This is a genomic window from Pseudomonas sp. YeP6b (genome assembly GCF_025642995.1).
In the GTDB taxonomy this organism is placed as follows: domain Bacteria; phylum Pseudomonadota; class Gammaproteobacteria; order Pseudomonadales; family Pseudomonadaceae; genus Aquipseudomonas.
Genome location: NZ_CP080090.1, coordinates 5,821,696 through 5,848,086, shown reverse-complemented (window position 1 = coordinate 5,848,086; position 26,391 = coordinate 5,821,696). Strand labels below are relative to the sequence as shown.

Below are 26,391 nucleotides of genomic sequence, written 5' to 3'. Positions count from 1 at the left end.
CGCCTCACCGCTAGAAGCGGACGCAGAGCGTCCAAGGCGGTATTCCCACGCAGAGCGTGGGAACGATCTAAACGATCTCAAATGTTGCAATGCAATCCAAGGTGGGAGCTGGCTTGCCTGCGATAGCGGTGTATCAGTAGCCGATGTGCTGACTGACCCACCACCATCGCAGGCAAGCCAGCTCCCACACTTATATCCGATCGTTCCCACGCCCCGCGTGGGAATGCATCCTGTGACGCTCTGCGTCACGACTTCAACAGCAGACGCAGAGCGTCCGGGGCGGCATTCCCACGCAGAGCGTGGGAACGATCTGGCGTTTAGCTCGCGGGCGTCATCGCCTGCGTCAAGTCATCCACCACGGCCTTGCCCATCTCACACAGGTAATGCGCGGCCCATGCGTATTGCTCGCCGCGCACATCCATGGCGGCTTCCATGGCGAGTTTCTTGGAGTAAAAAAGCAGGGTGGAGGCGTGTTCCAGGGCTTGCTCAATCGGCATGCCGGAGTTGACGCGGAAAAGGGGTTTTTGGTTTTCGCCGTAATCGCCGAAGGTGACGATGCCGAGGGTGGTGATGGAGGAAAGCGGTGGATCGGGGACTATTTTGCTCATGACGATTGCTCTCTGCGGAAGTAGAGCCGCCACATCACATCGCTAAACATGAAGAGGGTGGCAGCTGTGTGCAGGTTAGCGATCCGGGCCAGAGCGCATCCCGGGTAGACTCGAAAGTCTCCCGCACACAGCCGCCATAAAACGCTAAGAGCTGACGACGTCAGCTATTACTGTTGGGGGCAGTGTCACGCCTGAAACCCGGATCGCTAAACCCGATCGCTGATGTGCAGCGACCCAGGGAGGCTAGTGACCCAAACGGTAAGGCGCAATGGGGTAGAGAGTCTCTAGGAAACGTCCTGCAAATTAAAGCGAATCGTCGTTGATGGCCCTTTAATCCGCGAATTTTATCTCCCGCGTCTCCCCCATCAACAGCCCCTGATTCTGCTCCGTCACTTCCCTGATGTAGTCCCACAACAACGTAATCCGCTTCAGCTTCCTCAAATCCTCCCGGCAGTACATCCAAAACTGCCGTGTAATCGCAATCTCCTCCCCCAACACCGGCAACAACCGCGGATCCTGCGCCGCCAAAAAGCACGGCAATATCGCCATCGACCGGCCCTGCTGCGCCGCGACGTACTGCGCTATCACGCTGGTACTGCGCAAACTCGCGCTGGCGCCGGGCACCACATTCGCCAGGTACAACAGCTCCGAGCTGAACGCCAAGTCATCCACATAGCTGATAAACGGATGCTCAGCCAAGTCCGCCGGGCGCTGGATGGGCGGGTGTTGGTCGAGGTAGTCCTGGGTCGCGTACAGCTGCAGTTTGTAGTCGCACAGTTTGCAGCACACGTACGGCCCGTGTTCCGGGCGTTCCAGGGCGATGACGATGTCGGCTTCGCGCTTGGACAGGCTGATGAAGTGGGGCAGGGGCAGGATGTCGACTGAGATGGCCGGGTAGGTGTCGACGAAGTGGCTGAGCTGCGGGGTGACGAAAAAGCTGCCGAAGCCTTCGGTGCAGCCCATGCGCACATGGCCGGACAGCGCCACGCCGGAGCCGGAGACTTGCTCGCAGGCCATGTGCAAGGTGCTTTCGATGGACTCCGCGTAACCCAGTAAACGCTGGCCCTCGGGGGTGAGCACAAAACCGCTGGTCCGGGATTTTTCGAACAGCAGCGTGCCGAGCGACACTTCCAACGAGCTGATACGCCGCGACACGGTGGTGTAGTCCACCGCCAGGCGTTTAGCGGCGACGCTGGCCTTGCGGGTGCGGGCCACTTCGAGGAAAAACTTCAGGTCATCCCAATTCAGGGAGCCCAGTGATGTGATGTTTTTTTGCATATTGGACCGGCTTTTATGTGCGTTCTTATTAGAGATTTGCACATCTATACTCCAAAAACAGTCCGAACGCCTCATTCCCAAGGCGATTCACGCGCCTTGTCTCTGCATAACTACAAGATTGGAGACCACATGAACGCTTCTGCCGACATTTCCGTGCAACAGGTCAAGTTGCTGATCAACGGTGAATGGGTCGAGTCAAAGACCACCCACTGGCAAGACATCGTCAACCCGGCCACCCAGCAAGTGCTGGCCAAAGTCCCTTTCGCTACCGCCGATGAAGTCAATGCGGCCATCGACGCTGCCCATCAGGCCTTCCAGACTTGGAAGCTGACGCCGATCGGCGCGCGCATGCGCATCATGCTCAAGCTGCAAGCCTTGATCCGTGAACATTCCAAACGCATCGCTGTGGTCCTCAGCGCCGAGCAGGGTAAGACCATTGCCGATGCCGAGGGCGATATTTTCCGTGGCCTGGAAGTGGTCGAGCACGCGTGCTCTATCGGCACCTTGCAGATGGGCGAATTCGCTGAAAACGTCGCCGGTGGCGTCGACACCTACACCCTGCGCCAGCCTATCGGCGTGTGCGCGGGTATCACGCCGTTCAACTTCCCGGCGATGATTCCACTGTGGATGTTCCCGATGGCGATTGCCTGCGGTAACACTTTCGTCCTCAAGCCGTCCGAGCAAGACCCGCTGTCGACCCTGCTGCTGGTAGAGCTGGCGCTGGAAGCTGGCGTGCCGGCTGGCGTGCTCAACGTCGTACACGGCGGCAAAGATGTGGTGGATGCGCTGTGCACCCATAAAGACATCAAGGCGGTGTCCTTCGTCGGTTCGACTGCTGTGGGTACTCACGTGTACGACCTGGCCGGTAAGCACGGCAAGCGCGTGCAGTCGATGATGGGCGCCAAGAACCACGCCGTGGTGCTGCCGGACGCCAATCGCGAACACACGTTGAATGCACTGGTCGGTGCCGGTTTCGGCGCGGCGGGCCAGCGTTGCATGGCCACCTCGGTGGTGGTGCTGGTGGGCGCGGCCAAGCAATGGCTGCCGGACCTCAAGGCGTTGGCGCAAAAGCTCAAAGTGAATGCCGGCAGTGAAGCCGGTACGGATGTCGGCCCGGTGATTTCCAAACGTGCCAAGACGCGCATCCTGGAACTGATCGAAAGCGGCGTGAAAGAAGGCGCGAAGCTGGAGCTGGACGGGCGCGACATCAAGGTGCCGGGCTTCGAGCAAGGCAACTTTGTTGGCCCGACCCTGTTCTCGGGCGTGACCACTGACATGCAGATTTACACCCAGGAAATCTTCGGCCCGGTGCTGGTGGTGCTGGAGGTTGCGACCCTCGATGAGGCCATCGCGCTGGTCAACGCCAACCCGTTCGGCAACGGCACCGGCCTGTTCACCCAAAGCGGTGCGGCGGCGCGTAAGTTCCAGAGCGAAATCGATGTAGGCCAAGTCGGCATCAACATCCCGATCCCTGTGCCGGTGCCGTTCTTCAGCTTCACCGGTTCGCGTGGTTCCAAGCTCGGCGACCTGGGCCCGTACGGCAAGCAAGTGGTGCAGTTCTACACCCAGACCAAAACCGTGACGAGCCGCTGGTTCGACGACGACACGGTCAATGATGGCGTCAACACCACCATCAACCTGCGCTGATTTGGGGAGACGACCATGAAGATTGCATTTATCGGCTTGGGCAACATGGGCGCGCCCATGGCCCGCAACCTGATCAAGGCCGGGCACGCGCTGAACCTGTTCGACCTGAACCAAACCGTGCTCAAAGAATTGGCCGAGTTGGGCGGCACCATCAGCGACTCACCACGCGATGCCTCGAAAGACGCCGAGCTGGTGATTACCATGCTGCCGGCCGCAGCCCATGTGCGTAGCGTGTGGCTGAATGAGGACGGCGTTTTGGCCGGCATCGGCAAAGGCGTACCTGCCGTGGATTGCAGCACCATCGACCCGCAAACTATCCGCGATGTGTCCGCAGCCGCGGCCAAGCAAGGTGTGGTGATAGCTGATGCTCCCGTCTCTGGCGGCACCGGTGGCGCGAGCGCAGGGACTTTGACCTTCATGGTCGGCGCCCCCCTGGAACTGTTCGCCACCCTGCAACCGGTGCTGGCGCAGATGGGCCGCAACATCGTGCATTGCGGCGACATCGGCACCGGCCAGATCGCCAAGATCTGCAACAACCTGCTGCTCGGCATCAGCATGGTCGGCGTCAGCGAAGCCATGGCCTTGGGCGATGCACTGGGCATCGACACCCAAGTGCTGGCCGGCATCATCAACAGCTCCACTGGGCGCTGCTGGAGTTCCGACACCTACAACCCGTGGCCGGGCGTGATTGAAACCGCGCCGTCTTCGCGCGGTTACACCGGTGGTTTTGGCGCCGACCTGATGCTCAAGGACCTGGGCCTGGCCACCGAAGCGGCGCGCCAGGCCAAGCAACCGGTGATTCTCGGTGCCGTGGCCCAGCAGTTGTATCAATCGATGAGCCAGCGCGGGGAAGGCGGCAAGGACTTCTCGGCGATCATCAACAGCTATCGCAAACCCAAGTAGGGGCGTTTCCGAGAGCCCGCCTTGCGCGGGCTCTCGGGTTTTTGCGCAGGGCGAGCGTTACCACAGTGGTCGTTCGTAGCTGACGATCAGGCGGGTTTCGTCGATATCCCGTTCAAAGTTGGAACGCACCATGGCGTTGCGCACGCGCACTTTTACGTTTTTTAGGGTCGGGTTCTGGAACACATAGGTCACGTCGATATCCCGTTCCCACTCGCGACCGTCTGAACGCCCAGGGCCTAGGTCCACGTTGCTGCCCGAGGCATAGCGGGTAAACAGCGAGAGGCCGGGAACGCCGAGTGACGCGAAGTCGTAGTCGTAGCGAAGTTGCCAGGACTTTTCGTCTTTATTGGCGAAGTCGCTGTATTGGAAAAAGTTTACCAGTGAGGAGAAGCTTCCCCTCAAGGCTGCAAACCCCGTGTTGTCTTGCATGGTTTGATAGGCGCCGGTCCATTTATGTGAACCCAATGAATAACTCAACTGCGCGCCCAGCGCGGTGTTGTCGATGTTGGTATTACCGTTATCGGTGGAGCGCGCATAACGCAGTTCGCTTTTCAGGCTTTGGTTCTCTGCCACCGGATAAGTGTGTTGAAGGGCGGCGGCGTGTTGGGTGTAGAGATTATCCAGCGCGCTGTAGTAATAACTGCCAGTGATTTGTTTGTTGAACGCGTAACTGCCGCCGGCAAAGTCGAATGCATCCGATTGATTCTTCCCACGCACAACAATGTTTTTGCGTGTGCCCGTGCCGACACCCAATGCTTCGTAGTTGGTGGAATTGGGTTGATTGACCTGGGTGATTCTGCCCAAGTCCAGCTTCAAGTCTTGCACTTCCTGCGAGTGCAGGTAGGCGCCTCTGAAGAGTTGCGGGTGCAAGCTCCCGATGTTTTTTTCCAGGAAGGGGAGTGGTGGCATCACCAGCGTGCCGATTTTCAGCGTGCTGTGCGACGCCCGGAGTTTGGCCGTAACGCCGACCTCGCCGTAGCTGTCTTCGGCTTTTCCGGAGTCACGCACGGGCAGCAGGCCGGACCGGGTTCGGCTCGCACTTGAGTCGAGTTTGAACCCGGCCATGCCGAGCACGTCGACGCCTACGCCCACGGTGCCTTCGGTAAACCCCGATTCAAGTTGCAAGGCGAAACCTTGCGCCCACTCTTCCCGCTTGGACTGTGTGGCCTCGGGGTCGCGGTAGTCGCGGTTGTAGTAAAAGTTTTTCAGTTCAAGCTTGCCGGTGCTGTCGCTGATGAAGTCAGCGAGTGCGTAGGGCGTCAGAAAGAGGCTGAGGTTTAAAGCGCATACTTTGGTTATTAGGTTCATTGATGCAGCCTGCGTGAGAGGGATGGTGCTCATCGCAGGTTGCTGTAAACCCTTCTAACTCGGTCTAAGACTTGTTTGAAGGAGGGCAGGATTTATCTGATTCTATGTAGGGTGTTCCGCTCCAGGTGTCAGGCAAATACAAAGTACTTACGCACCGTCTCGACCACTTCCCAGGTCCCTTTCATGCCGGGCTCCACCACAAAGATATCCCCAGCGCGCAAGTGAATCGGCGCCATCCCTTCGGGGGTGATCACGCAGTAGCCTTCCTGGAAGTGGCAGTATTCCCACTTCACGTATTCCACGTACCACTTGCCCGGGGTGCAAATCCAGGTGCCCATGATCTTGCTGCCGTCTTCGCTGGTGTAGGCGTTGAGGTTGACGGTGTGCGGGTCGCCTTCGAGTTTTTCCCATTTGCAGGCATCCAGGACCGGCAGTGGGTGGGTGTCGCGCAATACGGTGATGGGCTTGGACATGATGGCTCCGAGGCAGTGAATGCAAAGATGCACCCTAAGGCCTTGGGCGTTGTGTCAGTGGTCTGAACTCGACATCGGGATGCTCAGAAGCGCAACCGCACAGTGATTCATCATGCCCCCTAGAACCCTGTGGGAGCCGGGCTTGCCCGCGATGACGGCGCCACAGCTTGCCTCTCATCGCCTGACACGGCGCCATCGCGGGCAAGCCCGGCTCCCACAAGGATTTGAGTTGTTTGAACGATTGCGGCCGGGCGCTAGATTTGTGCGTCAATCCCCCACTTCCTCGCAGTATGTGCGAAAGAATTCCCGCCTGGCGCTGGAATAAGCAAGAAAATGCACGGCTGGCCCTCGTATCATTCACCCAGGTAACAGCCGAGAGCCTTGAAATGAACCCAATAAAAACGTGGTGGGATATCAGCCCGCCCTTGAGTACGGCCACCCCGACTTGGCCGGGCGATACGCCGTTCCAGGAAGAGCGCGTGTGGCAGTTCGGCCCCGAGTGCCCGGTGAATGTGGGCCGCGTGACCTTCTCGCCGCACACCGGCGCCCATGTGGATGCACCGCTGCATTACAGCGCGGACGGCGCGCCGATTGGTGAGGTGTCGCTGGACGTGTACATGGGCCCGTGCCGGGTGTTGCATTGCCTGGGCAGTGGCGCGCTGGTGCAGCCGCATCAACTGCAAGGGCGTGTGGATAACCTGCCGGAGCGCGTGCTGCTGCGGACTTATCCACAAGCGCCGCTGACGGAATGGGATTCGAACTTCACCGCCATCGCGCCGCAAACCATTGAGCTGCTCGCCAGCCTGGGTGTGCGCCTGATCGGTATCGATACGCCCTCGCTGGACCCGCAACAGTCCAAGACCATGGATTCCCACAACGCCGTGGCCCGCCACGGCATGGCGATTCTCGAAGGCATCGTGCTCGATGACGTACCGGAGGGCGACTATGAACTGATCGCGCTGCCGCTGCGCTTTGCCAACTTGGACGCGAGCCCGGTCCGCGCCATTCTTCGCCCGCTCAAGGAGCTTACGCGATGAGCCAATGTCCCTTCTCTGCTGACTACCAACCGCCGGAAGAATGGCATAACGCCGAGCTGAATTTTTCCGAGTCGATGAGCTACGGCGATTACCTGGACCTGGGCAAAGTCCTCAGCGCCCAGCATCCGTTGTCGCCGGACCACAACGAAATGCTCTTCATCATCCAGCACCAGACCTCCGAGCTGTGGATGAAACTGATGCTCCACGAACTCAAGGCCGCCCGCGAACACGTGCGCCTGGGTGAGCTGTCGCCGGCGTTTAAGATGCTGGCGCGGGTGTCGCGTATCTTCGATCAACTGGTGCACGCCTGGGCGGTGCTGGCGACCATGACGCCGTCGGAATACAAGGCGATCCGCCCGTTCCTGGGGCAGTCGTCGGGGTTTCAGTCGTTCCAGTACCGCGAGATCGAATTTATTCTCGGCAACAAGAGCGCAGCGCTGTTGCGCCCGCATGCGCACCGGCCTGAGTTGTTGCAGGAGTTGCAGGTGGCGATTGCCACACCGTCGCTGTATGACGCGGCGGTTAATTTGATGGCCAAGGCGGGTTTGGCGATTGACCCCAAACGCGCCGAGCGCGACCCGACGGCGGCCACGGTTCACGATGAGTCCGTGGAAGCGGCCTGGCGTGAGGTGTATCGCGACCCGAGCCGGTATTGGGATTTGTATCAGTTGGCTGAGAAATTTATTGATTTGGAGGATTCGTTCCGCCAATGGCGCTTCCGGCATGTGACCACGGTGGAGCGGATTATCGGCTTCCAGCCGGGTACGGGCGGCACCGAGGGCGTGGGTTACCTGCGCAAGATGCTCGACACCGTGCTGTTCCCCGAGCTGTGGCGAGTGCGTTCCACGCTCTAAACAAAAAAGCCCCGGAATCCCGGGGCTGATCGTTCCCACGCTCTGCGTGGGAATGCCGCTTCAAAATGTGGGAGCTGGCTTGCCTGCGATGGCGGTGTATCAGTCACCACCTCCAGTGGCTGACACACCGCCATCGCGGGCAAGCCCGGCTCCCACAGGGATCACTGTGCATTCACTACAGCGTTACCCTTTCTGATCCGCAACCGATACGCCACATAGATAACCCCCACCCAAATCGGCATCGCATACACCGACTCACGAATGCCCGGAATCGCCAGCATCACGCTGATGATCATCACCATGAACGCCAGGCACAGGTAGTTGCTGAACGGGAACCAGAAGGTCTTGAACGACGGCACCACGCCTTGCTCGCCCATGGCTTTGCGGAACTTGATGTGGGTGAGGCTGATCAGCGCCCAGTTGATCATCAGCGAGGCAACCACCAGTGCAAACAGCAGCTCCAGCGCGCTGTGCGGTGCGACGTAGTTGACCACCACGCACAGCATCGTCACCAGCGCCGAAATCGCCAGGGCGCGCAGCGGTACGCCTTGCTTGTTCAGCTTCATCAGCGCTTTGGGCGCATCGCCTTGCTCGGCCAGGCCGAACAGCATGCGGCTGTTGCAGTACACGCCGCTGTTGTACACCGACAACGCCGCGGTCAGCACCACGAAGTTGAGGATGTGTGCGGCGGTGTCGTTACCGATCAGCGAGAAGATCTGCACAAACGGGCTGCCGCTGTAGGCATCGCCCGAGGCGCCGAGGGTTTGCAGCAGTTGGTCCCACGGGTACAGCGACAGCAGCACGGTCAGGGCGCCGACGTAGAAAATCAGAATCCGGTAGACCACCTGGTTGATCGCTTTGGGGATCACTTTGCGCGGCTCGCTGGCCTCGGCGGCAGTGATGCCCACCAGCTCCAGGCCACCAAACGAGAACATGATGAAGGCCATCGACATCAACAGCCCCATGCCGCCATTCGGGAAGAACCCGCCGTGGCTCCACAGGTTGCTCACCGAGGCTTGCGGGCCGCCGGTGCCGCTGAACAGCAGGTAGCAGCCGAGCACGATCATGCCGACAATCGCCACCACCTTGATGATCGCAAACCAGAACTCGGCTTCACCGAAGAACTTCACGTTGAGGGTGTTGATCAGGTTCACCGCGACAAAGAACACCAGTGCGCTGACCCAGGTCGGGATCTCCGGCCACCAAAACTGAATGTATTTGCCCACGGCCGTCAGTTCGGCCATGCCCACCAGCACGTAGAGGACCCAGTAGTTCCAGCCGGCCAGGAAGCCCGCGTAACCGCCCCAGTATTTGTGCGCGAAGTGGCTGAAGGAGCCGGCTACCGGTTCTTCGACGATCATCTCGCCGAGCTGGCGCATGATCAGGAACGCGATGAACCCCGCAATCGCGTAACCCAGGATCATCGACGGCCCCGCCGACTTAAGCACCCCGGCCGAGCCGAGGAACAACCCCGTGCCAATCGCCCCTCCCAAGGCAATCAGCTGAATATGCCGGTTCTTCAGGCCACGCTTGAGGCCTACCGGGTTAACCATGTCATCCGCCATTAACATTCCCTTCTACTTGTTTTTCTCAGGGTTGATTGCACGCCGCACCGCCCCTCAGAACTGCTGAGGGGTCAGATATTACTCTGCGTAAACTTTTCGTAATACAGCTGAACGCCATCAAGTGCCTGATCCGCCAGCCATTGTTGGATGGATTCGACCATCGGCGGGGGGCCGCACACGTACATATCTGCCGATCTGTCCCGCAATTCGGCCAGGTCGAAATGTTCGGTGAGGTAGCCGCGCTTGCCGGTCCACGCAGGTGATGGGTCGCTCAGTACTTCGGTGTAGCGAAAATTCGGGATTTTTGCAGCGTAGGCGTGGATGCGCGCCGCTTCGCATAAGTCTTCGGCCCCGCGAACGCCGTAGTACAGGTGCACCGGCTGCTCGCAACCGTTGGCTGCCAGTTCATCGAGCATGCCCAGTAACGCCGACAACCCGGTGCCGCCTGCCACCAGCACCAGCGGTTGGGTGACATGGCGCAGGTAGAAAGCACCCAATGGCGCCTCCATCAGCACTTCGTCACCGACCTGGCAACGCTCGCGCAGGTAGTTGCTCATGACGCCATCGGGCAGCAGGCGCACCAGAAACTGCAATTGATTGCCCGGGCGGTTGGCGAAGGAGTAGGAGCGCCAACTGTCGGTGCCGGGAACCGACAGGCGGGCGTATTGGCCTGGCAGGAAGTCCAGCGGCGCCTCCATTTGCACCTGCAAAATGGCCGTGCTGGCCGAGACCTGCTGTACTTCGCTCACCGTGCCGCGCACCTGCACTGGCCCCGGCGCATTGCACAAGCTCGAATCAAAATCGAAGTAAAACGTTGCGTCGGACTTCACCCTAGTCTGGCAACTGAGCATCTTGCGTTGCTGCAGGTCGAGGCTGGAGAGGGCTTCTTCGTCGACATAATCCTGGCTGTAATCGCCGGACTCGCAACGCCCCTGGCAGGTGCCGCACACGCCTTCGCGGCAATCCAGGGGGATCTTGATGCCGTTGCGCAGCGCAGCGTCCAACAGGATTTCGTGGGCGCCCACCGGGAAAAATAGGGTTTTGCCATCGGCAAAGCTGAAGGCCACTTTGTGATTCATTTGTTGTTCTCCGCGTATTTGTGGCTGCGCACACCCTGTGGCGAGGAGGCTTGCCCGCTTTCCACAACAAGCCCGCTTGCCACAGGGCGATGCTCGCCACAAAAGTTCGCTGCTACAGGTGATAAAAATCCAGCACCGAGTTGATGGTGTCGTTGAGCAGCAAGGCGTGTTTGCGGGTGATCAACCAGCTGTCGCCATGGGGTTTGAGGCTGTAGGTGGCGCTGCCATAGAACTGCTCCGACATGGCCAGCCGATAGAACAGCGTGTGCCAGTTCAGCTTCACGTCCAGTAACCCACCCGGTTGCTCGGCAATCCGCACATTATTGATCAGGTGCAACGTGCGCGGCATTGGTGTGGCCGACGCCGCCTTGCCGGTGCGCAGGCGGAACACGCGGTCTTCCAGCCCCGAACGGTTGGCGTAATAGATCAGCGACATCTCGCGCTTGGGGTCGCGGGTGTAGACGTGTTCCGAGTCCCACTGCGGCAGGTGGAACTCACTTTGCGGGTCGAACAACTGCACGTAGGCGTCCCAGTCCTGAGCGTCGCACAGCTCGGATTTACGGTAGAAGAACTGCTCGATCTGGTACTGCAATTGCGCATTCATCACTTCACCTCCCGCAGTGTCAGCGCTTGTTGGTCCAGGCCCTTGAGCAGGAACTGCTGCCAATTGCGGTGCTGGTTCACGTACAGGCCTTCGTGGGTGAACTCGGTGCCGGTCATCGCCGGTTGGATGCCGATGGCTTCGCTGTTCGGCGTCGGGCCGGTTTCCCAGCGGTGGCTGCCGCGTGAGATATCACTCCAGCGCTCCAGGCGGCCCTGGAAGCCGCGTTGGGCTTCGCGAAATTCCACCAGGTCATCGGGTGTGCCCATGCCGGACACGTTGAAGAAGTCCTCGAACTGGCGGATACGGTTTTCGCGGTCGGCGTCAGATTCGTTTTTCACGCCCAGGCACTGGCTGATGATCTCGGTCTTGTTCCACGCCACCGGGCGAATAATCCGCAGCTGCGAGCTGATCTGGTCGAGGAAGAACAGGCTTGGGTAGATATTCAGGTTGCGCAGGCGGTGCATCATCCACTCGGCCTTCTGCTGGCCGTGCTCTTCCACCAGGTGCGGCATGATGGTGGCGTAGCCGGAACGCACGGTGGGGTTGGGCATGTCGCTGAACAACAGGCTGTGGCCGTTGTTGAAGGCGAACCAGCCGTCATCGGTGTTCGCATCGCCCGCGCCGAGCTTGCTGTAGTCCAGGGTGGTGCCTGAACCCGTGCCGTTTTCGGTGTTCACCTGCTGGCGATGCTGCACCGTGGCCACGTAGTTGTAGTGCACGGTGCTGACGTGATAACCGTCCAGGCCGTTTTCGTTTTGCAGCTTCCAGTTGCCGTCGTAGGTGTAGGCGGATTTACCCGGCAGCACTTCCAGCTCGCCGGTGGCGGACTGCGCGACCATCATGTCGAAGAACACTGTGGCGTCGCCGAGGAAGTCTTCCAGGCTGTTTGTGCCGTTCACGTCCAGGCTGATAAACACAAAGCCCTTGTAGCTTTCGATGCGTGCCTTTTTCAGACCGCGGGTGGCTTTGTCGAAACTTTCCGGGTATTCGCCCGGCGCCTTGACCTTCACCAGCCGGCCGTCGCTCTTGTAGCACCAGGCGTGGAACGGGCAGGTGAAGGTCGATTGGTTGCCCTTGCCGACCCGCGTGAGCGTGGTGCCGCGATGCTGGCAGGCGTTGATCAGCGCGTTCAACTGGCCTTCGCCATCGCGGGTGATGATCATCGGCTGGCGCCCGGCGCGCATCGTCACGAAGTCGTGGTTATGGGCCAGCTCGCTTTCGTGACAGGCGTAGATCCAGTTCTTTTCGAAGATCAGTTCCATCTCCAGGTCGAACAGTTCCGGCTCGGTGAACATGTCCCGGGCGATGCGGAACACTTCATCGGCCGGGCGAAAATCCAGGCAGCTTTCGATAAACGCTTTCCACTGCTCGACGCTTCTTGCACCACTCATGGGAGGCACCTTTTTGATAGGGGCTAATCGGTGGTTCATTAAAGGCAGCGGGGCAGGGCGCGGGCTATCCGCTTAATGGGGGAAGGTAAGCCGCAAAGTTGCGCCGTAAATGTGGGCAGCAAATACCCAGTTCGGTGCAGCTCGGTGACGCGATGCGCTACTGTCATATCAAGGGAAAGTCGCAAAAAACCTGCGACTTATCCACATAGTCGACCGTTGCTATCCACGCAGTTGCATTGAGGCTGGCGTGGCTTGGAACTTGCTGTCGATTGCTAACGACGCGCCGCCAGAGCGCGCAACAGCCTAACCGCCGTGGGTGCACCCTGATGAGTAGCCATACACGCGATATCCATATTCAACGCTTCGACCTGGAAGGCGCCTGCAGCTGGATGTCCGGCATTTGCGGGCCACACCGCCTGGCGACGGCCACGCCCGAACGCCTGCGTTTTCACCACAGCGCCAACGTGTTCAAGTCCCGCGCCACCACCTTGGGCGTGATCGAATACGGCACCGACGTGACCATCGACATCGAAGACGCCGAGCACTTCAGCAGCTACAGCCTCAGCCTGCCGCTGGTGGGTGATCAGGAATTGAGCAAGGACGGCGTGCGCCTGAGTTCCAACCGCGATCAAGGCGTAATCATCTCGCCCAACGAGCATCAGGTGCTGGCGATTTCCGGCGACTGCCGCAAGCTGCAGGTGGTGATCACACGGGCGGCGATGAGTGAATCCCTGGAAGGCTTGCTGCAACGGCCGATTGAAGCGCCGCTGCGCTTTGAGTCGGTGATGGACGCGGTGGACGGCGCTTCGGCATCCTGGTGGCGCATGGCGCGCTACTTCATTGCGGAGCTTGAGCGCAGCAGCGAGTTGTATGAGCAGGCGGCGTTTACCCGTGACCTGGAAAGTTCGCTGATCAAGGGGTTGATCCTCGCCCAGCCGAACAACTATTCAGAGGAATTACGCGACGTACTCGGTGTGAAGCTGCCGCACTACTTGATTCGGGCGCGGCAGTTCATCCATGAAAACGCCCGCGAAGCGGTGCATCTGGAAGACCTTGAAACCGCTGCGGGTGTGTCGCGGTTCAAGCTGTTTGATGCCTTTCGCAAATACTTTGCGCTGTCGCCCATGGCTTATCTGAAGAAATACCGGCTGGGGGCCGTGCGCCAGGAAATACTCGAGCACGGCTCGACGTGCACTATTTCCGAAATCGCCCTGGGCTGGGGCTTTACGCACTTGGGACGGTTTTCAGCGGAATACCGCAAGCTGTTTGATGAATCCCCCAGTCAAACCCTGCAACGCACGCGCCTGCGCAGCCTTTGAAAACAATGAGGATCAAACTGTGGGAGCTGGCTTGCCTGCGATAGCGGTGGGCCAGTTAGTAAAGATGCCAACTGATCCACCGCCATCGCAGGCAAGCCAGCTCCCACATTGGATAGGGGGTGGCTTTGGGAGCTCAGATCAACTCTTCCACCAGTTGCAAACAATGACTCAGCCCCGGCGACTGATCATTCACCCGGCGGCTAAGAATGATCGGCGAAGTCGCGGTGGTTTCCACAATCGGCGTGTAGCCGATATCCGCGCGGTGCAGCACCTGCACCGAGGCCGGCACCAGCGTCACGCCCATGCCCGCGCCGACCAGGCCGATGGCGGTCTGCAATTCGTTGGTCCACTGCGCCACCTTGAGGCTCAAGCCGTGGGCGTCGAACAGTGCGATCACATGGTCGGCATAGCTGGGGCAAGGGTTGCCGGGGTAGAGCACAAACGGCTCGGCGGCCAATTGGGCGAGGGTGGCGGGTGCGCCGAGCAACGGGTGGCCGGCGGGCAGTACGGCGACCAGTCGATCCTCTACCAGCACGCGCTGGACGATGGCCGGGTCGTCGATGCGAATCCGCCCGAAGCCTACGTCAATACGCCCAGCCTTGAGCGCTTCGACCTGCTGCAAGGTGGTCATCTCCGACAAGCCCAATTCCAGCTCCAGCGCCTCATGGTTGCGCAGGCGCCGAATCAACTCCGGCAGCACGCCGTACAAGGTCGACGGCGCAAAGCCGATACCCAGCCAGGTCTTCTCGCCCTGGCCGATACGCCGGGTGGTGTCGCAGACCTTGCCCAGCTGTTCGAGCAGCACATTGGCGTGCTCATAGAAAAATCGCCCGGCCTCAGTCAGCCGCAGCGGTCGGCCGCGCTCGAGCAGAATCACGCCCAATTCATCTTCCAATTGCTGGATCTGCCGGCTCAACGGCGGTTGGGCGATGTGCAGGCGTTCGGCGGCACGGGTGAAGTTGAGGGTCTCACCCAGCACCTGGAAATAGCGCAGATGACGCAGTTCCATGACGGCTCCTTTCATACCTTGAGGGTATTGTGCGAGACCCATTCTATATTGGAAGCCAGGGAAAATACGGCACAGAATCGGCTCAAACATATAAAGAACCCAACGGGTATAGCCATGCCGATTTGCGCCATCGAGTCGATCGACACCATCATCGTCGACCTCCCCACCCTTCGCCCGCACAAGCTGGCGATGCACACGATGCAAAACCAGACGCTGGTGATCATCCGCCTGCGCTGCGCCGATGGCATCGAAGGCATCGGCGAAGCCACCACCATTGGCGGCCTGAGCTACGGCAACGAAAGCCCCGACAGCATCAAGATCAACATCGACCGCCACTTTGCGCCGCTGTTGATTGGCCAGGACGCGAGCAATATCAACGCGGCCATGTTGCGCCTGGAGCGCAGCATTCGTGGCAACACCTTTGCCAAGTCCGGGATCGAAAGTGCTTTGCTCGATGCCCTCGGCAAACGCCTCAACCTGCCGGTCAGCGAACTGCTCGGCGGGCGCGTGCGCGATGCCTTGCCGGTGGCCTGGACCCTGGCCAGTGGCAACACCGAACAAGACATTGCCGAAGCTGAAAAGATGCTCGACCTGCGCCGCCACCGCATCTTCAAATTGAAGATTGGTGCCGGTGAAGTCGGCCGCGATCTGGCCCATGTAATCGCGATCAAAAAAGCCCTGGGCGAACGCGCGAGTGTGCGTGTCGACGTCAATCAGGCCTGGGACGAAGCTGTGGCCCTGCGCGTGTGCAAGGTGCTCGGTGATAACGGTATCGACCTGATCGAACAACCGATCTCGCGCAACAACCGCAGCGGCATGGCCCGGCTGAACCTGTCGAGCCCGGCGCCGATCATGGCCGACGAGTCCATCGAATGCGTGGAAGACGCCTTCAACCTGGCCCGCGAAGGCGCGGCCTCGGTGTTCGCCCTCAAGATCGCCAAGAACGGCGGCCCGCGCGCGGTGTTGCGCACGGCTGCGATTGCCGAAGCGGCCGGTATCGGTCTGTACGGCGGCACCATGCTCGAAGGCGGCATCGGCACCCTGGCCTCGGCGCATGCCTTCCTGACCTTGAACAAGTTGGCCTGGGACACCGAACTGTTCGGCCCGCTGCTGCTCACCGAAGACATCCTCACCGAGCCGCCGGTGTACCGCGATTTTGCGCTGCATGTCTCCACCGCGCCGGGCCTGGGCCTGACCATTGATGAAGAGCGTTTGGCGTTCTTCCGTCGTGACAAACACTAAGAGGCGCCTGCCATGTTGTTCCACGTAAAAATGACTGTGAACCTGCCACTGGACATGAACCCCGAGCACGCCGCTGGTCTGAAGGCGCAAGAGAAAGCCCTGGCGCAGCGGCTGCAACAAGAGGGCAAATGGCGCCACCTGTGGCGCATCGCCGGGCACTACGCCAACTACAGCGTGTTCGACGTCGACAGCGTGCAAGACCTGCACGACCTGCTGATGCAACTGCCGCTTTTTCCCTACATGGCCATCGAAGTGAACGCCTTGTGCCGACACCCTTCGTCGATCCATGAGGACGACCGCTGAGCCTGTTTTGCCCCCAATAATGACAAGATGAGGATTGCACCATGTCCATCCGACTTTCCCAGACTGCCCACGCTCAACAGTTTCTCGAAGAAGCCAGCGGCAACCTTAACGACGCCGGCAACCCGCGCACCAAGGCGCTGATCTACCGGATCCTGCGTGACGCGGTGAACATCATCGAAGACCTGGAAGTGATCCCGGAAGAGTTCTGGAAGGCGGTCAACTACCTCAACGAGTTGGGCAAGAACCAAGAGGCGGGTTTGCTCGCCGCCGGGCTGGGCCTGGAGCATTACCTGGATTTGCTGATGGATGCTGCGGACGAGGAGGCCGGTAAATCCGGCGGCACCCCGCGCACCATCGAAGGCCCGCTGTATGTGGCCGGCGCGCCGCTGAGCAAGTACGAAGCGCGGCTGGACGATGGCAAGGATGACGCAGTGCCGCTGTTCATGCACGGGCAAGTGCGCGACACCGACGGCAAGCCGCTGGCGGGGGCGATTGTCGATGTGTGGCAGGCGAATACCGGTGGCACCTATTCGTGGTTTGACCCGACGCAGTCGGAATTCAACCTGCGTCGGCGCATTGAGACCGATGCCCAGGGCAACTACCGTTTTCGCAGCATCGTGCCGTCCGGCTACGGCTGCCCGCCGACTGGGCCGACTCAACAGCTGCTCGACCAACTGGGGCGTCATGGACAGCGGCCGGCGCATATTCACTTCTTCATCTCGGCGCCGGGGTACCGGCATTTGACCACGCAGATCAACCTCTCGGATGACCCGTACCTGCATGATGATTTTGCTTATGCGACGCGTGATGAGTTGATTGCGCAAATTCGCTTCAGTGAGGATCAGCAACTGGCGCGGGAGTTTGGGGTGGAAGGGCGGTTTGCGCAGATTGATTTTGACTTTGAGTTGCAGGTGGCTGACGCACCGGTAGAGCAAAAACGCATGCAGCGCGTGCGCGCCCTAGAAGACTAAATACGGGCTGATCGTTCCCACGCTCCGCGTGGGAATGCTGCCCTGGACGCTCTGCGTCCGCTCTTAGAGGCTTGACACAGAGCGTCACAGGATGCATTCCCACGCGGAGCGTGGGAACGATCATGGTGCTATTTGCGCACGACTAAGTCCAACACCTCATCCCGATCCTTGATCTTCTGCAACACAATCTCCGAGCGAATATCCATCACCCCGGCCGTGCGGTTCAGGTGGTTCACGATAAAGTCCGAAAAGTGCTTCAAGTTCCTCGCCTGCACGCGCAGCACATAGTTGCTGGCGCCGGTAATCACATATGCACTGGCCACCTCCGGCCAGCCTTGCACCTTCTTGATAAACGTCTCATGCCAATCCTCCACGTCCTGGCGCAAGGACAGGTGCACGATGGCTTCCAACTCGATTCCCAGCTGTTCGGCGTTCAACACTGCGCGGTAGCCGCTGATGATTCCCTCGCTCTCCAGCAGGCGCAAACGGCGCAGGCAGGCGGAGGGCGACAGGGCGACTTTCTCCGCCAGTTCCTGGTTGCTGATGCGCCCATCCTGTTGCAAAAAATGCAGGAGGCGCAGGTCGGTGGCGTCGAGAATCATGCTTAGAATAAATCCGCGTATTTTAGGGTTAAATTCGAATTTCCTACAGCTTAATTAGCCTGTTACCCACCACTTTGCACGAAAATTCTCTAAAACTTCGTTCATTATTTGGTCCATATTCACTTATAAAAACCAGGACAACCCATGACCACCCGAAGCCACTGCCAAGCCCTCGACGCCCAGGACCCGTTGGCGCCGCTGCGCCATCAGTTCGCCTTGCCTGAGGGCGTGATTTACCTCGACGGCAACTCCCTCGGCGCACGCCCTTTGGCGGCGTTGGCGCGGGCACAGCAGGTGATCGCCGACGAGTGGGGCAATGGTTTGATTCGCAGCTGGAACAGCGCCGGCTGGGCGGATTTGTCCCAGCGTTTGGGTAACCGTCTGGCGCCTCTGATCGGCGCGCGCGACGGTGAGGTGGTAATCACCGATACCACCTCGATCAACTTGTTCAAGGTGCTCAGCGCCGCGTTGAGCGTGCAGCGCCAACGTGTGCCCGGGCGTAAGGTGATCGTCAGCGAGGCGAGCAATTTTCCCACCGACCTGTACATCGCCCAAGGCCTGGCCGAGTTGCTGCAACAGGGTTATTCGTTGCGACTGGTGAACAGCCCCGATGAACTGCCGCAGGCCATCGACCAGGATGTGGCGGTGGTGATGCTTACCCACGTCAACTACAAGACCGGCTACATGTACGACATGCAGGCGCTCACCGCCTTGAGCCACGAATGTGGCGCGCTGAGCATCTGGGACCTGGCGCATTCGGCGGGCGCGGTGCCTATCGACCTGCACAAGGCGGGGGCCGATTACGCGATTGGCTGCACCTATAAATACCTCAATGGCGGGCCGGGTTCCCAGGCGTTTGTGTGGGTCAACCCAGCGTTGGTGGACCTGGTGCGCCAGCCGTTGTCGGGCTGGTTCGGGCATACCCGGCAGTTTGCGATGGAGGCTCAATACGCCCCGAGCAGCGGCATCGCACGCTACCTGTGCGGCACCCAGCCGATCACCTCGCTGGCCATGGTCGAATGCGGCCTGGAGGTTTTTGCCCAGACCGACATGGCCAGCCTGCGGACTAAATCCCTGGCGTTGACTGACCTGTTTATCGCGCTGGTGGAGGCCCGCTGCGCCGCCCACGGCCTGGTGCTGATTACGCCACGTGAACACGCCAAACGCGGCAGCCATGTGAGCTTCGAACACCCCGAAGGGTATGCGGTTATCCAGGCGCTGATCGCCCGGGGCGTGATCGGCGATTACCGTGAGCCGCGCATCATGCGGTTTGGTTTTACCCCGCTGTACACCAGCTTTACCGAGGTATGGGACGCCGTGGAAATCCTCGGTGACATTCTCGATAACCACACCTGGGATCAACCGCAGTTCAAAGTGCGCAACAGCGTCACTTAAGAGCACCGCAAAACTAATCTGGGAGCTGGCTTGCCTGCGATAGCGTCAGTGAATTCACCGCCGCTATCGCAGGCACGCCAGCGCCCACAGGGTTCGGCACCGGCAGTAACAACCACAATAATAAAGGGGCACACCACGTGACCACGCCAGACAACGGTTTTGCAGAGATCACCCACCGCGAGCTGGGCCTGCGGCGCCAGCTCACTTCCGGCCAGATGAGCATGATCGCCATCGGTGGTGCTATTGGCACCGGGCTGTTCATGGGCAGCGCCTATGCCATCGGCTATGCGGGGCCGAGTGTGTTGGTGAGCTATGCCATCGGCGCGCTGATCACCTTGCTGTTGATGGGCTGCCTGGCGGAAATGACGGTGGCGCATTCCACCTCGGGCTCGTTTGGCGCCTACGCCGAGTTCTACATCAGCCCGCTGGCCGGGTTCCTGGTGCGTTATGCCTACTGGGCGGCGATTGTGCTGGCCGTGGGCGCCGAGGTCACGGCGGTGGCGATGTACATGAAGTACTGGTTCGCCAACGTGCCGGAGTGGGTGTGGATCGTGTCGTTTTCCAGCGTGCTGGTCCTGCTCAATGCGATCAGCGTGAAGACCTTCGGCAACTTCGAGTACTGGTTCTCGACGATCAAGATCAGCGCCATTGTCGGCTTCATCATCCTCGCGGTGTACGTGGTGTTCGGCTCGGGTAACCCGCAATTTGGCGTGCAGAACTACACGGCCCACGACGGCTTTTTCCCGCATGGTTTGAGCGGTATGTGGATCGCGGTGATCGTGTCGATCTTCAGCTACCTGAGTGTGGAGATGATTGCAGTGGCCGCCGGTGAAGCCGCCGACCCGGAGCAGGCGGTGAAGAAAGCCTTCCGCGCTACCATCGTGCGGCTGGTGGTGTTCTACCTGCTGACCCTGGCGCTGATGCTGGCCATCGTGCCGTGGAATCAGGCCGGCCAGACGCAGAGCCCGTTTGTCACAGTAATGCAGACCATCGGCATTCCCGGCGCCACCGGGGTGATGAACTTCGTGATTCTGATCGCAGCGCTGTCGGCGATGGACAGCCAGCTCTACATCACCACACGCATGATGTTCAGCCTGTCTCGCGCAGGCTTTGCGCCCAAGTCCATGGGCGCCTTGAGCAAGAACGGGATTCCGCTGAATGCGCTGCTGCTGTCCAGCTCGGGCATTGCCCTGGCGACCTTGCTCAACGTGGTGTACCCGGAAAGCTCGTTCACCTTGATGATGGCGATCTCGATGTTTGGCGCGATCTTCACCTGGTTCATGATCTTCCTCACGCACCTGTTCTTCCGCCGTTATCGCAAGCGCCATGGCGGGGCGAAGCTGTCGTTCCAACTGCGCCTGTTTCCCTACAGCACGCTGTTGGGCCTGGTGCTGATGGGCGCGGTGATGATCACCACGTACTTCACCGAGGCGTTCAAGATGACCCTGGTGTTCGGCGTGCCGTTCCTGCTGATTCTGTCGGCGGTGTACTACGGGTTTTTCCGCAAGGGCAGGGCCAAGGCGTCGAACAAGGCCTTGGCATAGCCGGGCAATTGCTCGAAGGACCGCGCGCATAACAGCAGCGTGCGACAGGCCCAGTCTTCTTGCAGAGGGTGGGCCTTGACGCGGCGCTCCAGCGGCCAGCGCTCCAGTGCGGCCTGGGGCACGATGCCCAGGCCCGCGCCGCCGGCGACCATGCGAATCAGCCCGTCAAAACCATCGGCACGGATCCGGGTTTGCAGACGAAAGCCCGCGTGCAGCGCCTGTTCTTCCAGGTACACCGCCAGTGCACTGTTGGCGGTGAGGCCTACGTAGTCGTATGGCAGGCTGTCGATGAAACTCACGGTGCCCGCCGTCAGCGGATGGTCCAGAGGCATGATCAGCACTAACGGGTCGTCGCGAAACGCCAGGGTCTGCAGGCCGTGGGTGTCCACCGCATCGGAAATAATCCCAAGGTCCGCCGTGCCTTGGCGCAACGCCTGGGTAATGCGCAGGCTGGGCAGCTCTTGCAGGTCGATATCGAGGTTGGGGTGTTCGCGTAGAAAATCTGCGAGTAGCTCCGGCAGGTATTCGCTCAGGGCCGTGGTGTTGCACAGCAGGCGCACCTGGCCTTTGACCCCATTGGCGTATTCGGCCAGGTCCTGTTGCAGGTGCTCGGCCTGTTGCAGCAGCAGGCGCGCGTGGCGGGCCAGGGCCTTGCCCGCTGGCGTCGGTGTGACGCCACGACGGCCGCGCTCGAGAAATTCGATGCCCAATGAAGCTTCCATCGCACGGATGCGAGCGCTGGCGGCGGCCAGGGATAAATGGCTGCGGGCCGCGCCTGCGGTGATGTTGCCGGTGTCGAGAATGTGCAGGTAGAGGCGCAGGTCGATCAGGTCAAAGTGCATGGCTGGGTCTCTCGGGTGACTGAACTGGCCTCATCGCAGGCAAGCCAGCTCCCACACTTGGATTTGTGAACACATTTGAAAAGTGGGAGGCAAGCAGCCCCACACTTGGATTTGTGAACACATTTCAAGTGTGGGAGCTGGCTTGCCTGCGATGGCGCCCTCAGCCTCATGAAAAACAAGAGGCTGCCTCAGTATATGGCGAATTTTCATAACCGCCTTAACACCCCACAATCGACCGATGACTACCTTCCTAGCGTTCTACCAAAACCTCGGCCCCGGCTTGACGCTGCTGGTACTTGGCACTTTCCTGCTGGCGGGTACCGTCAAAGGCGTCATCGGCCTGGGCCTGCCTACCGTGGCCATGGGCATGCTCGGCCTGGCTATGCTTCCGGCGCAGGCTGCGGCATTGCTGATCATTCCTTCGACAGTCACCAACCTCTGGCAACTGGCATTCGGCGGCCACTTGAGCGCGTTGCTCAAGCGCCTGTGGCCGATGCTGTTGCTGATTTTCCTTGGCACCGGGCTCGGCACGCTGTGGTTGGGCATAGACGGTGGGCATTGGGTGGTGCGCGCGCTGGGCGCGGCGTTGTTGGCGTATGCCTTGAGCGGGCTGTTCCTGCCTGCATTCAAGGTGAAATCTCACACCGAGCGCTGGCTGGGCCCGTTGTGTGGGCTGATCACCGGCATCATCACCTCGGCCACTGGTGTGTTCGTGATTCCCGCCGTGCCGTACCTGCAAGCCTTGGGCTTGAGTCGGGATCAGCTGGTGCAGGCCTTGGGGCTGTCGTTTACTGTGTCTACGCTGGCGTTGGCTGCCGGCTTGGCTTGGCGTGGGACCTTGGGCGGTGGCGAAATCAATGCCTCGCTGTTGGCGCTGCTGCCCGCGTTGTTGGGCATGTGGCTGGGCCAGGCGCTGCGTCAGCGCATCAGTGCGGTGCTGTTCAAACGGGTATTTTTTATCGGCATGGCAGTGTTAGGTGGTCATCTGCTGATCAGCGGCTAAGGCAAGAGTACGGCGTTATTCGTGCGTTTTGGTCAAATGTATTTTGCCGCACCGCTGCTTATTCACAGGGTTGAATGTCGATAGCCTGCCGGCAGATATTTTCAACCCTCTGGATACCTCCCATGAAAAAAGTACTTCTGCTGAACGGCGGCAAGCAATTCGCCCACTCCGACGGCCGTTACAACACCACCTTGCATGACACCGCCGTGGCCGTGCTCGACCGTGGCGGCATCGACGTCAACGTTACCCACATCGACGAAGGCTACGACGTGGCCGAAGAAGTGGCCAAATTCCTCTGGGCTGATGTGATCATCTATCAAATGCCCGGCTGGTGGATGGGCGCGCCATGGATCGTCAAAAAGTACATCGACGAAGTCTTCACCGAAGGCCACGGCAGCCTGTATGCCAGCGATGGCCGCACGCGTTCCGATTCGTCGCAAAAGTACGGCAGCGGCGGCCTCATTCAGGGCAAGCAATACATGCTGTCGCTGACCTGGAACGCGCCGCAGCAAGCCTTCGACGCCCCCACCGACTTCTTCGAAGCCAAGGGCGTGGACGCGGTGTACTTCCCGTTCCACAAGGCCAACGAGTTTCTCGGCATGACCAGCCTGCCGACCTTCCTGTGCGTGGACGTGATGAAACGCCCGGCCATCGAGGCTGACGTGGCGCGCTACCAGCAGCATCTGGCGCAGGTGTTTAACCTGCCGGTGTAAGCTGCTACCCACCGATCAAGAAGGACAGCCTGTGAAAGCCCGATCCGATGAGTTACAGATCTTCGTCAGCGTGATTGAGTGCGGCTCGATTTCCGCCGCGGCGGAGCAGGTCGGGCAGACGCCCTCGGCGGTCAGCCGCACCTTGTCGCGCCTGGAAGCCAAGCTCGACACCACACTGATCAACCGCACCACGCGGCGCATGGACCTGACCGAAGAGGGCAAGTACTTCTTCGAGCAGGCCAAGGTGATCCTGGCGCAGATGGATGACTTGGAAGAACGCCTGTCGTCGCGCCAGAAAAACCCGGCCGGGCGCCTGCGCATCAATGCCGCCGTGCCGTTCATGCTGCACGGGATCGTGCCGTACATTGCCGAGTTCCGCAGCCTCTACCCCGAAATACAGCTGGAGCTGAACAGCGATGACTTGATCATCGACCTGCTGGAACAGAGCACCGACATTGCCATTCGCATCGGCGCGCTCGCCGACTCCACATTGCACGCCCGTTCCCTGGGCTGTACGCCGCTGCATATCCTCGCCAGCCCCGACTACCTCAAGCAATACGGCACGCCCACCACGGTTGCCGAATTGGCGGACCACACGTTGCTCGGCTTCACCCAAACTGAAACCCTCAACCATTGGCCGCTGCGCCATGTGGAAGGCGACCGGTGGCTGATCCAGCCGAGCATCGCCGCCTCCAGCGGCGAAACCCTGCGCCAGTTGGCGTTGGAAGGGCAGGGCATTGGCTGCCTGTCGAACTTTATGACGGTCGAAGACATCAACGCCGGGCGCCTGGTGCCGGTGCTGGAGGCGTTCAACAGTGGCTATCGCCAGCCGATCCACGCGGTGTTCTACCGCAACTCGCAGTTGGCGCTGCGCATCCAGTGCTTCCTGGACTTCATTCAGGCCAAGCTGGCGCGGTATGCCTGCTGATTCGTGATCTGTGCGCAAGATTGAATTGGGCAACAGGGTCTTATTCGACAGGGATGGGGCCTCGATACTGGACGCATCACTTACCCAGTCAGGAGCACACTCCATGAACGTATTCGTTACCGGCGCAGCAGGGTTTATCGGCGGTTCCATTGCCACCGGCCTGGTCAAGGCTGGCCATAGCGTTACCGGCCTGGTGCGCAGCGCCGAGCAGGCCGCTGAAATGACCGCCCTGGGCATCACTCCGGTGATCGGCACCCTGGACGACGCAGCCGTGTTGACCGAGCAGGCTTCGAAGGCTGATGCGGTGATCAACGCCGCCAGCAGCGACCATCGGGCTGCAGTGGAGACCTTGCTGGCTGCGTTGAAAGGTTCGAACAAGCCGTTCCTGCACACCAGTGGTTCGAGCATCGTCGGTGACGCGTCGGGCGGTAAGGCCAGTGATGTCATCTACTTCGAAGACAACTTGCCGGCGCCGACCGTCGATAAGGCCGCGCGTGTGGCCATCGACAACCTGATCCTGGCGGCCGCCCAAGACGGCGTGAATTCGGCGGTGATCTGCAACACGCTGATCTACGGCCACAGCCTGGGCGTGAAGCGTGACAGCGTGCAATTGCCGCGACTGCTCAAGCCGGCGCGCAAAAGTGGCGTGGTACGGCATGTGGGCACTGGGCAGAACATCTGGTCCAACGTGCACATTGAAGACGTGGTGGCGCTGTACCTGCTGGCACTTGAGAAGAATGTGCCGGGCACTTTCTACTTTGTGGAAAGCAGCGAAGCGGCATTTGTCGACATGACCACCGCCATCGCCCAAGCGCTGAAACTGGGCCAACCACAGGACTGGCCGTTGGCCGAGGCCGAAGCCGAGTGGGGCTATGAAATGGCCAACTATGGCCTGGGTTCCAACAGCCGTGTACGTGGCAAGCATGCCCGTGAACTGCTGGGCTGGGCGCCGAAGCGGACGTCGGTGGTGGAGTGGATTCGCAACGAAATGGTGTGATTTTTACGGGGCCGCTGGGTACATATCCGTTATTTGGGTGATGGCTGCTATTGGTTCCGCTCTTACAGCGGGTCACTTTTGGAAAAGAGCCCCAAAAGTAACCAAAGGGCTCTTGCCCCACCACTCGGTGCCTCGCCTAGGCTCGGCATGCCCTCACTCCGGCTTGAATCCGTGGGCCGCCGCCATGGGCCATCCTTGGCCCATCGCGGCTAAACCGGCGTCCTGCCGGGTTACCCACGGATTCAAGCCTGCGTTCGGCCATCGTGGTTAACGGGGCGCCTCAGATCAAGATCAAGATCAAAAGCAAAGAGCACGGCGGCCTAGTAGCCGACCTGAGTGGTTGAAGCAAAAGCAGGGCAAAAGCACAGCAGAAGCACAGCAGAAGCACAGCAGAAGCACAGCAGAAGCAGATCTGCTTTTCTGTGGGAGCTGGCTTGCCTGCGATGCAGGCACCTCGGTGTATCAGGTACACAGAGTTGATGCCATCGCAGGCAAGCCAGCTCCCACATTGGATTGAGTTCAGCTTCCACTATCAGGTCGGCTGTCAGGCCGCCTCGGCTTCGCTTTTGATTTAACCACTCAGGTCGGCTACTAGGCCGCCGTGCTTTTGATCTTGATCTTGATCTGAGGCGCCCCGTTAACCACGATGGCCGAACGCAGGCTTTTGAGCGTGGGTAAACCGGCAGGACGCCGGTTTAGCCGCGATGGGCCAAGGATGGCCCATGGCGGCGGCCCACGGATTCAAGCCGGAGTGAGGGCATGCCGAGCCTAGGCGA

At 60.2% G+C, this 26,391-nt stretch carries 25 protein-coding genes; 14 read left to right on the top strand and 11 right to left on the bottom strand.

Annotated elements, in window-relative coordinates; genetic code table 11:
• Window positions 1–317: 317 nt before the first annotated feature.
• Together KZH41_RS26420 and KZH41_RS26415 are read right to left on the bottom strand one after the other, a co-directional pair.
• Window positions 318–608 (bottom strand): DUF3077 domain-containing protein, encoded by a 291-nt coding sequence (locus KZH41_RS26420; RefSeq protein WP_094951799.1) that lies wholly within the window; start codon window positions 606–608, stop codon window positions 318–320.
• A gap of 330 nt (window positions 609–938) precedes the next feature.
• On the bottom strand, window positions 939–1,886 hold the full coding sequence (locus tag KZH41_RS26415; RefSeq protein ID WP_094951798.1) for a LysR family transcriptional regulator: 948 nt from the start codon (window positions 1,884–1,886) through the stop codon (window positions 939–941).
• 129 nt (window positions 1,887–2,015) lie between these two features.
• On the opposite strand from KZH41_RS26415, the gene KZH41_RS26410 reads away from it, so the two are divergent.
• Window positions 2,016–3,533 carry a CoA-acylating methylmalonate-semialdehyde dehydrogenase gene (locus tag KZH41_RS26410; RefSeq protein WP_094951797.1) on the top strand — a complete coding sequence of 506 codons (1,518 nt, stop codon included), beginning with the start codon at window positions 2,016–2,018 and terminating at the stop codon, window positions 3,531–3,533.
• A gap of 15 nt (window positions 3,534–3,548) precedes the next feature.
• On the top strand, window positions 3,549–4,436 hold the full coding sequence (mmsB, locus tag KZH41_RS26405) for a 3-hydroxyisobutyrate dehydrogenase (protein WP_263274001.1): 888 nt from the start codon (window positions 3,549–3,551) through the stop codon (window positions 4,434–4,436).
• Window positions 4,437–4,493: 57 nt separating this feature from the next.
• On the opposite strand, the gene KZH41_RS26400 is transcribed toward mmsB, so the two are convergent.
• Both KZH41_RS26400 and KZH41_RS26395 read right to left on the bottom strand, forming a co-directional pair.
• On the bottom strand, window positions 4,494–5,777 hold the full coding sequence (locus tag KZH41_RS26400; RefSeq protein WP_263274000.1) for an OprD family porin: 1,284 nt from the start codon (window positions 5,775–5,777) through the stop codon (window positions 4,494–4,496).
• Between the two features lie 95 nt (window positions 5,778–5,872).
• Entirely contained in the window at window positions 5,873–6,217 is a 345-nt protein-coding gene (locus tag KZH41_RS26395; RefSeq protein ID WP_003194115.1) for a cupin domain-containing protein, read from the bottom strand.
• Window positions 6,218–6,603: 386 nt separating this feature from the next.
• On the opposite strand from KZH41_RS26395, the gene kynB reads away from it, so the two are divergent.
• A complete protein-coding gene (gene kynB, locus KZH41_RS26390) occupies window positions 6,604–7,254 on the top strand; it encodes an arylformamidase (RefSeq protein WP_094951794.1) in 651 nt (216 codons plus the stop codon).
• Complete coding sequence (kynA, locus tag KZH41_RS26385; protein ID WP_263273999.1) at window positions 7,251–8,108, top strand: tryptophan 2,3-dioxygenase; 858 nt, start codon at window positions 7,251–7,253, stop codon at window positions 8,106–8,108. The genes kynB and kynA overlap by 4 nt, the downstream gene beginning before the upstream one ends.
• A 161-nt stretch (window positions 8,109–8,269) precedes the next feature.
• Here kynA and KZH41_RS26380 read toward each other — a convergent pair whose 3' ends face one another.
• From KZH41_RS26380 to antA, 4 genes are all read right to left on the bottom strand, one after another.
• Entirely contained in the window at window positions 8,270–9,673 is a 1,404-nt protein-coding gene (locus KZH41_RS26380; RefSeq protein WP_094951792.1) for an amino acid permease, read from the bottom strand.
• A gap of 71 nt (window positions 9,674–9,744) precedes the next feature.
• A complete protein-coding gene (antC, locus tag KZH41_RS26375) occupies window positions 9,745–10,752 on the bottom strand; it encodes an anthranilate 1,2-dioxygenase electron transfer component AntC (RefSeq protein WP_094951791.1) in 1,008 nt (335 codons plus the stop codon).
• 112 nt (window positions 10,753–10,864) lie between these two features.
• Window positions 10,865–11,356: an anthranilate 1,2-dioxygenase small subunit gene (gene antB / locus KZH41_RS26370; protein ID WP_094951790.1), complete on the bottom strand. Its 492-nt coding sequence runs from the start codon at window positions 11,354–11,356 to the stop codon at window positions 10,865–10,867.
• Window positions 11,356–12,747, bottom strand: coding sequence for an anthranilate 1,2-dioxygenase large subunit (antA, locus tag KZH41_RS26365; RefSeq protein ID WP_263273998.1), 1,392 nt, complete (start codon window positions 12,745–12,747; stop codon window positions 11,356–11,358). The genes antB and antA overlap by 1 nt, the downstream gene beginning before the upstream one ends.
• A gap of 326 nt (window positions 12,748–13,073) precedes the next feature.
• Between antA and KZH41_RS26360 the strand changes: the two genes are divergently transcribed.
• On the top strand, window positions 13,074–14,066 hold the full coding sequence (locus KZH41_RS26360; RefSeq protein ID WP_263273997.1) for an AraC family transcriptional regulator: 993 nt from the start codon (window positions 13,074–13,076) through the stop codon (window positions 14,064–14,066).
• 133 nt (window positions 14,067–14,199) lie between these two features.
• Here the strand turns inward: KZH41_RS26360 and KZH41_RS26355 are convergent, their stop codons facing one another.
• Window positions 14,200–15,075: a LysR family transcriptional regulator gene (locus tag KZH41_RS26355; RefSeq protein ID WP_263273996.1), complete on the bottom strand. Its 876-nt coding sequence runs from the start codon at window positions 15,073–15,075 to the stop codon at window positions 14,200–14,202.
• Window positions 15,076–15,189: 114 nt separating this feature from the next.
• Here KZH41_RS26355 and KZH41_RS26350 point away from each other — a divergent pair, with 114 nt between their 5' ends.
• From KZH41_RS26350 to catA, 3 genes are read left to right on the top strand one after another with little or no spacing between them, the layout of a single operon-like run.
• A complete protein-coding gene (locus tag KZH41_RS26350) occupies window positions 15,190–16,317 on the top strand; it encodes a muconate cycloisomerase family protein (RefSeq protein WP_263273995.1) in 1,128 nt (375 codons plus the stop codon).
• Window positions 16,318–16,329: 12 nt separating this feature from the next.
• Window positions 16,330–16,620: a muconolactone Delta-isomerase gene (gene catC / locus KZH41_RS26345; RefSeq protein WP_094951785.1), complete on the top strand. Its 291-nt coding sequence runs from the start codon at window positions 16,330–16,332 to the stop codon at window positions 16,618–16,620.
• A 41-nt stretch (window positions 16,621–16,661) separates the two neighbouring features.
• The gene (gene catA, locus KZH41_RS26340; protein ID WP_263273994.1) at window positions 16,662–17,591 is read left to right on the top strand and encodes a catechol 1,2-dioxygenase; all 930 of its coding nucleotides are present in this window, start codon (window positions 16,662–16,664) and stop codon (window positions 17,589–17,591) included.
• Between the two features lie 128 nt (window positions 17,592–17,719).
• On the opposite strand, the gene KZH41_RS26335 is transcribed toward catA, so the two are convergent.
• The gene (locus KZH41_RS26335; RefSeq protein ID WP_003176072.1) at window positions 17,720–18,193 is read right to left on the bottom strand and encodes an Lrp/AsnC family transcriptional regulator; all 474 of its coding nucleotides are present in this window, start codon (window positions 18,191–18,193) and stop codon (window positions 17,720–17,722) included.
• 144 nt (window positions 18,194–18,337) lie between these two features.
• On the opposite strand from KZH41_RS26335, the gene kynU reads away from it, so the two are divergent.
• Both kynU and KZH41_RS26325 read left to right on the top strand, forming a co-directional pair.
• Entirely contained in the window at window positions 18,338–19,588 is a 1,251-nt protein-coding gene (gene kynU / locus KZH41_RS26330; protein ID WP_263273993.1) for a kynureninase, read from the top strand.
• Window positions 19,589–19,725: 137 nt separating this feature from the next.
• Entirely contained in the window at window positions 19,726–21,132 is a 1,407-nt protein-coding gene (locus KZH41_RS26325; RefSeq protein ID WP_263273992.1) for an amino acid permease, read from the top strand.
• Here the strand turns inward: KZH41_RS26325 and KZH41_RS26320 are convergent.
• Complete coding sequence (locus KZH41_RS26320) at window positions 21,078–21,974, bottom strand: LysR substrate-binding domain-containing protein (RefSeq protein ID WP_263273991.1); 897 nt, start codon at window positions 21,972–21,974, stop codon at window positions 21,078–21,080. The two genes, KZH41_RS26325 and KZH41_RS26320, sit on opposite strands and share 55 nt — an antisense overlap.
• Window positions 21,975–22,212: 238 nt before the next feature.
• On the opposite strand from KZH41_RS26320, the gene KZH41_RS26315 reads away from it, so the two are divergent.
• The 4 genes from KZH41_RS26315 to KZH41_RS26300 all read left to right on the top strand — a co-directional run bounded on the left by KZH41_RS26315 (window position 22,213) and on the right by KZH41_RS26300 (window position 25,615).
• Window positions 22,213–22,977, top strand: coding sequence for a sulfite exporter TauE/SafE family protein (locus KZH41_RS26315; RefSeq protein ID WP_263273990.1), 765 nt, complete (start codon window positions 22,213–22,215; stop codon window positions 22,975–22,977).
• Window positions 22,978–23,099: 122 nt separating this feature from the next.
• On the top strand, window positions 23,100–23,690 hold the full coding sequence (locus KZH41_RS26310) for an NAD(P)H-dependent oxidoreductase (protein ID WP_263273989.1): 591 nt from the start codon (window positions 23,100–23,102) through the stop codon (window positions 23,688–23,690).
• A gap of 31 nt (window positions 23,691–23,721) precedes the next feature.
• Window positions 23,722–24,618 carry a LysR family transcriptional regulator gene (locus KZH41_RS26305; RefSeq protein ID WP_094951778.1) on the top strand — a complete coding sequence of 299 codons (897 nt, stop codon included), beginning with the start codon at window positions 23,722–23,724 and terminating at the stop codon, window positions 24,616–24,618.
• A gap of 103 nt (window positions 24,619–24,721) precedes the next feature.
• Complete coding sequence (locus KZH41_RS26300; RefSeq protein ID WP_263273988.1) at window positions 24,722–25,615, top strand: NAD-dependent epimerase/dehydratase family protein; 894 nt, start codon at window positions 24,722–24,724, stop codon at window positions 25,613–25,615.
• Window positions 25,616–26,391: the final 776 nt, after the last annotated feature.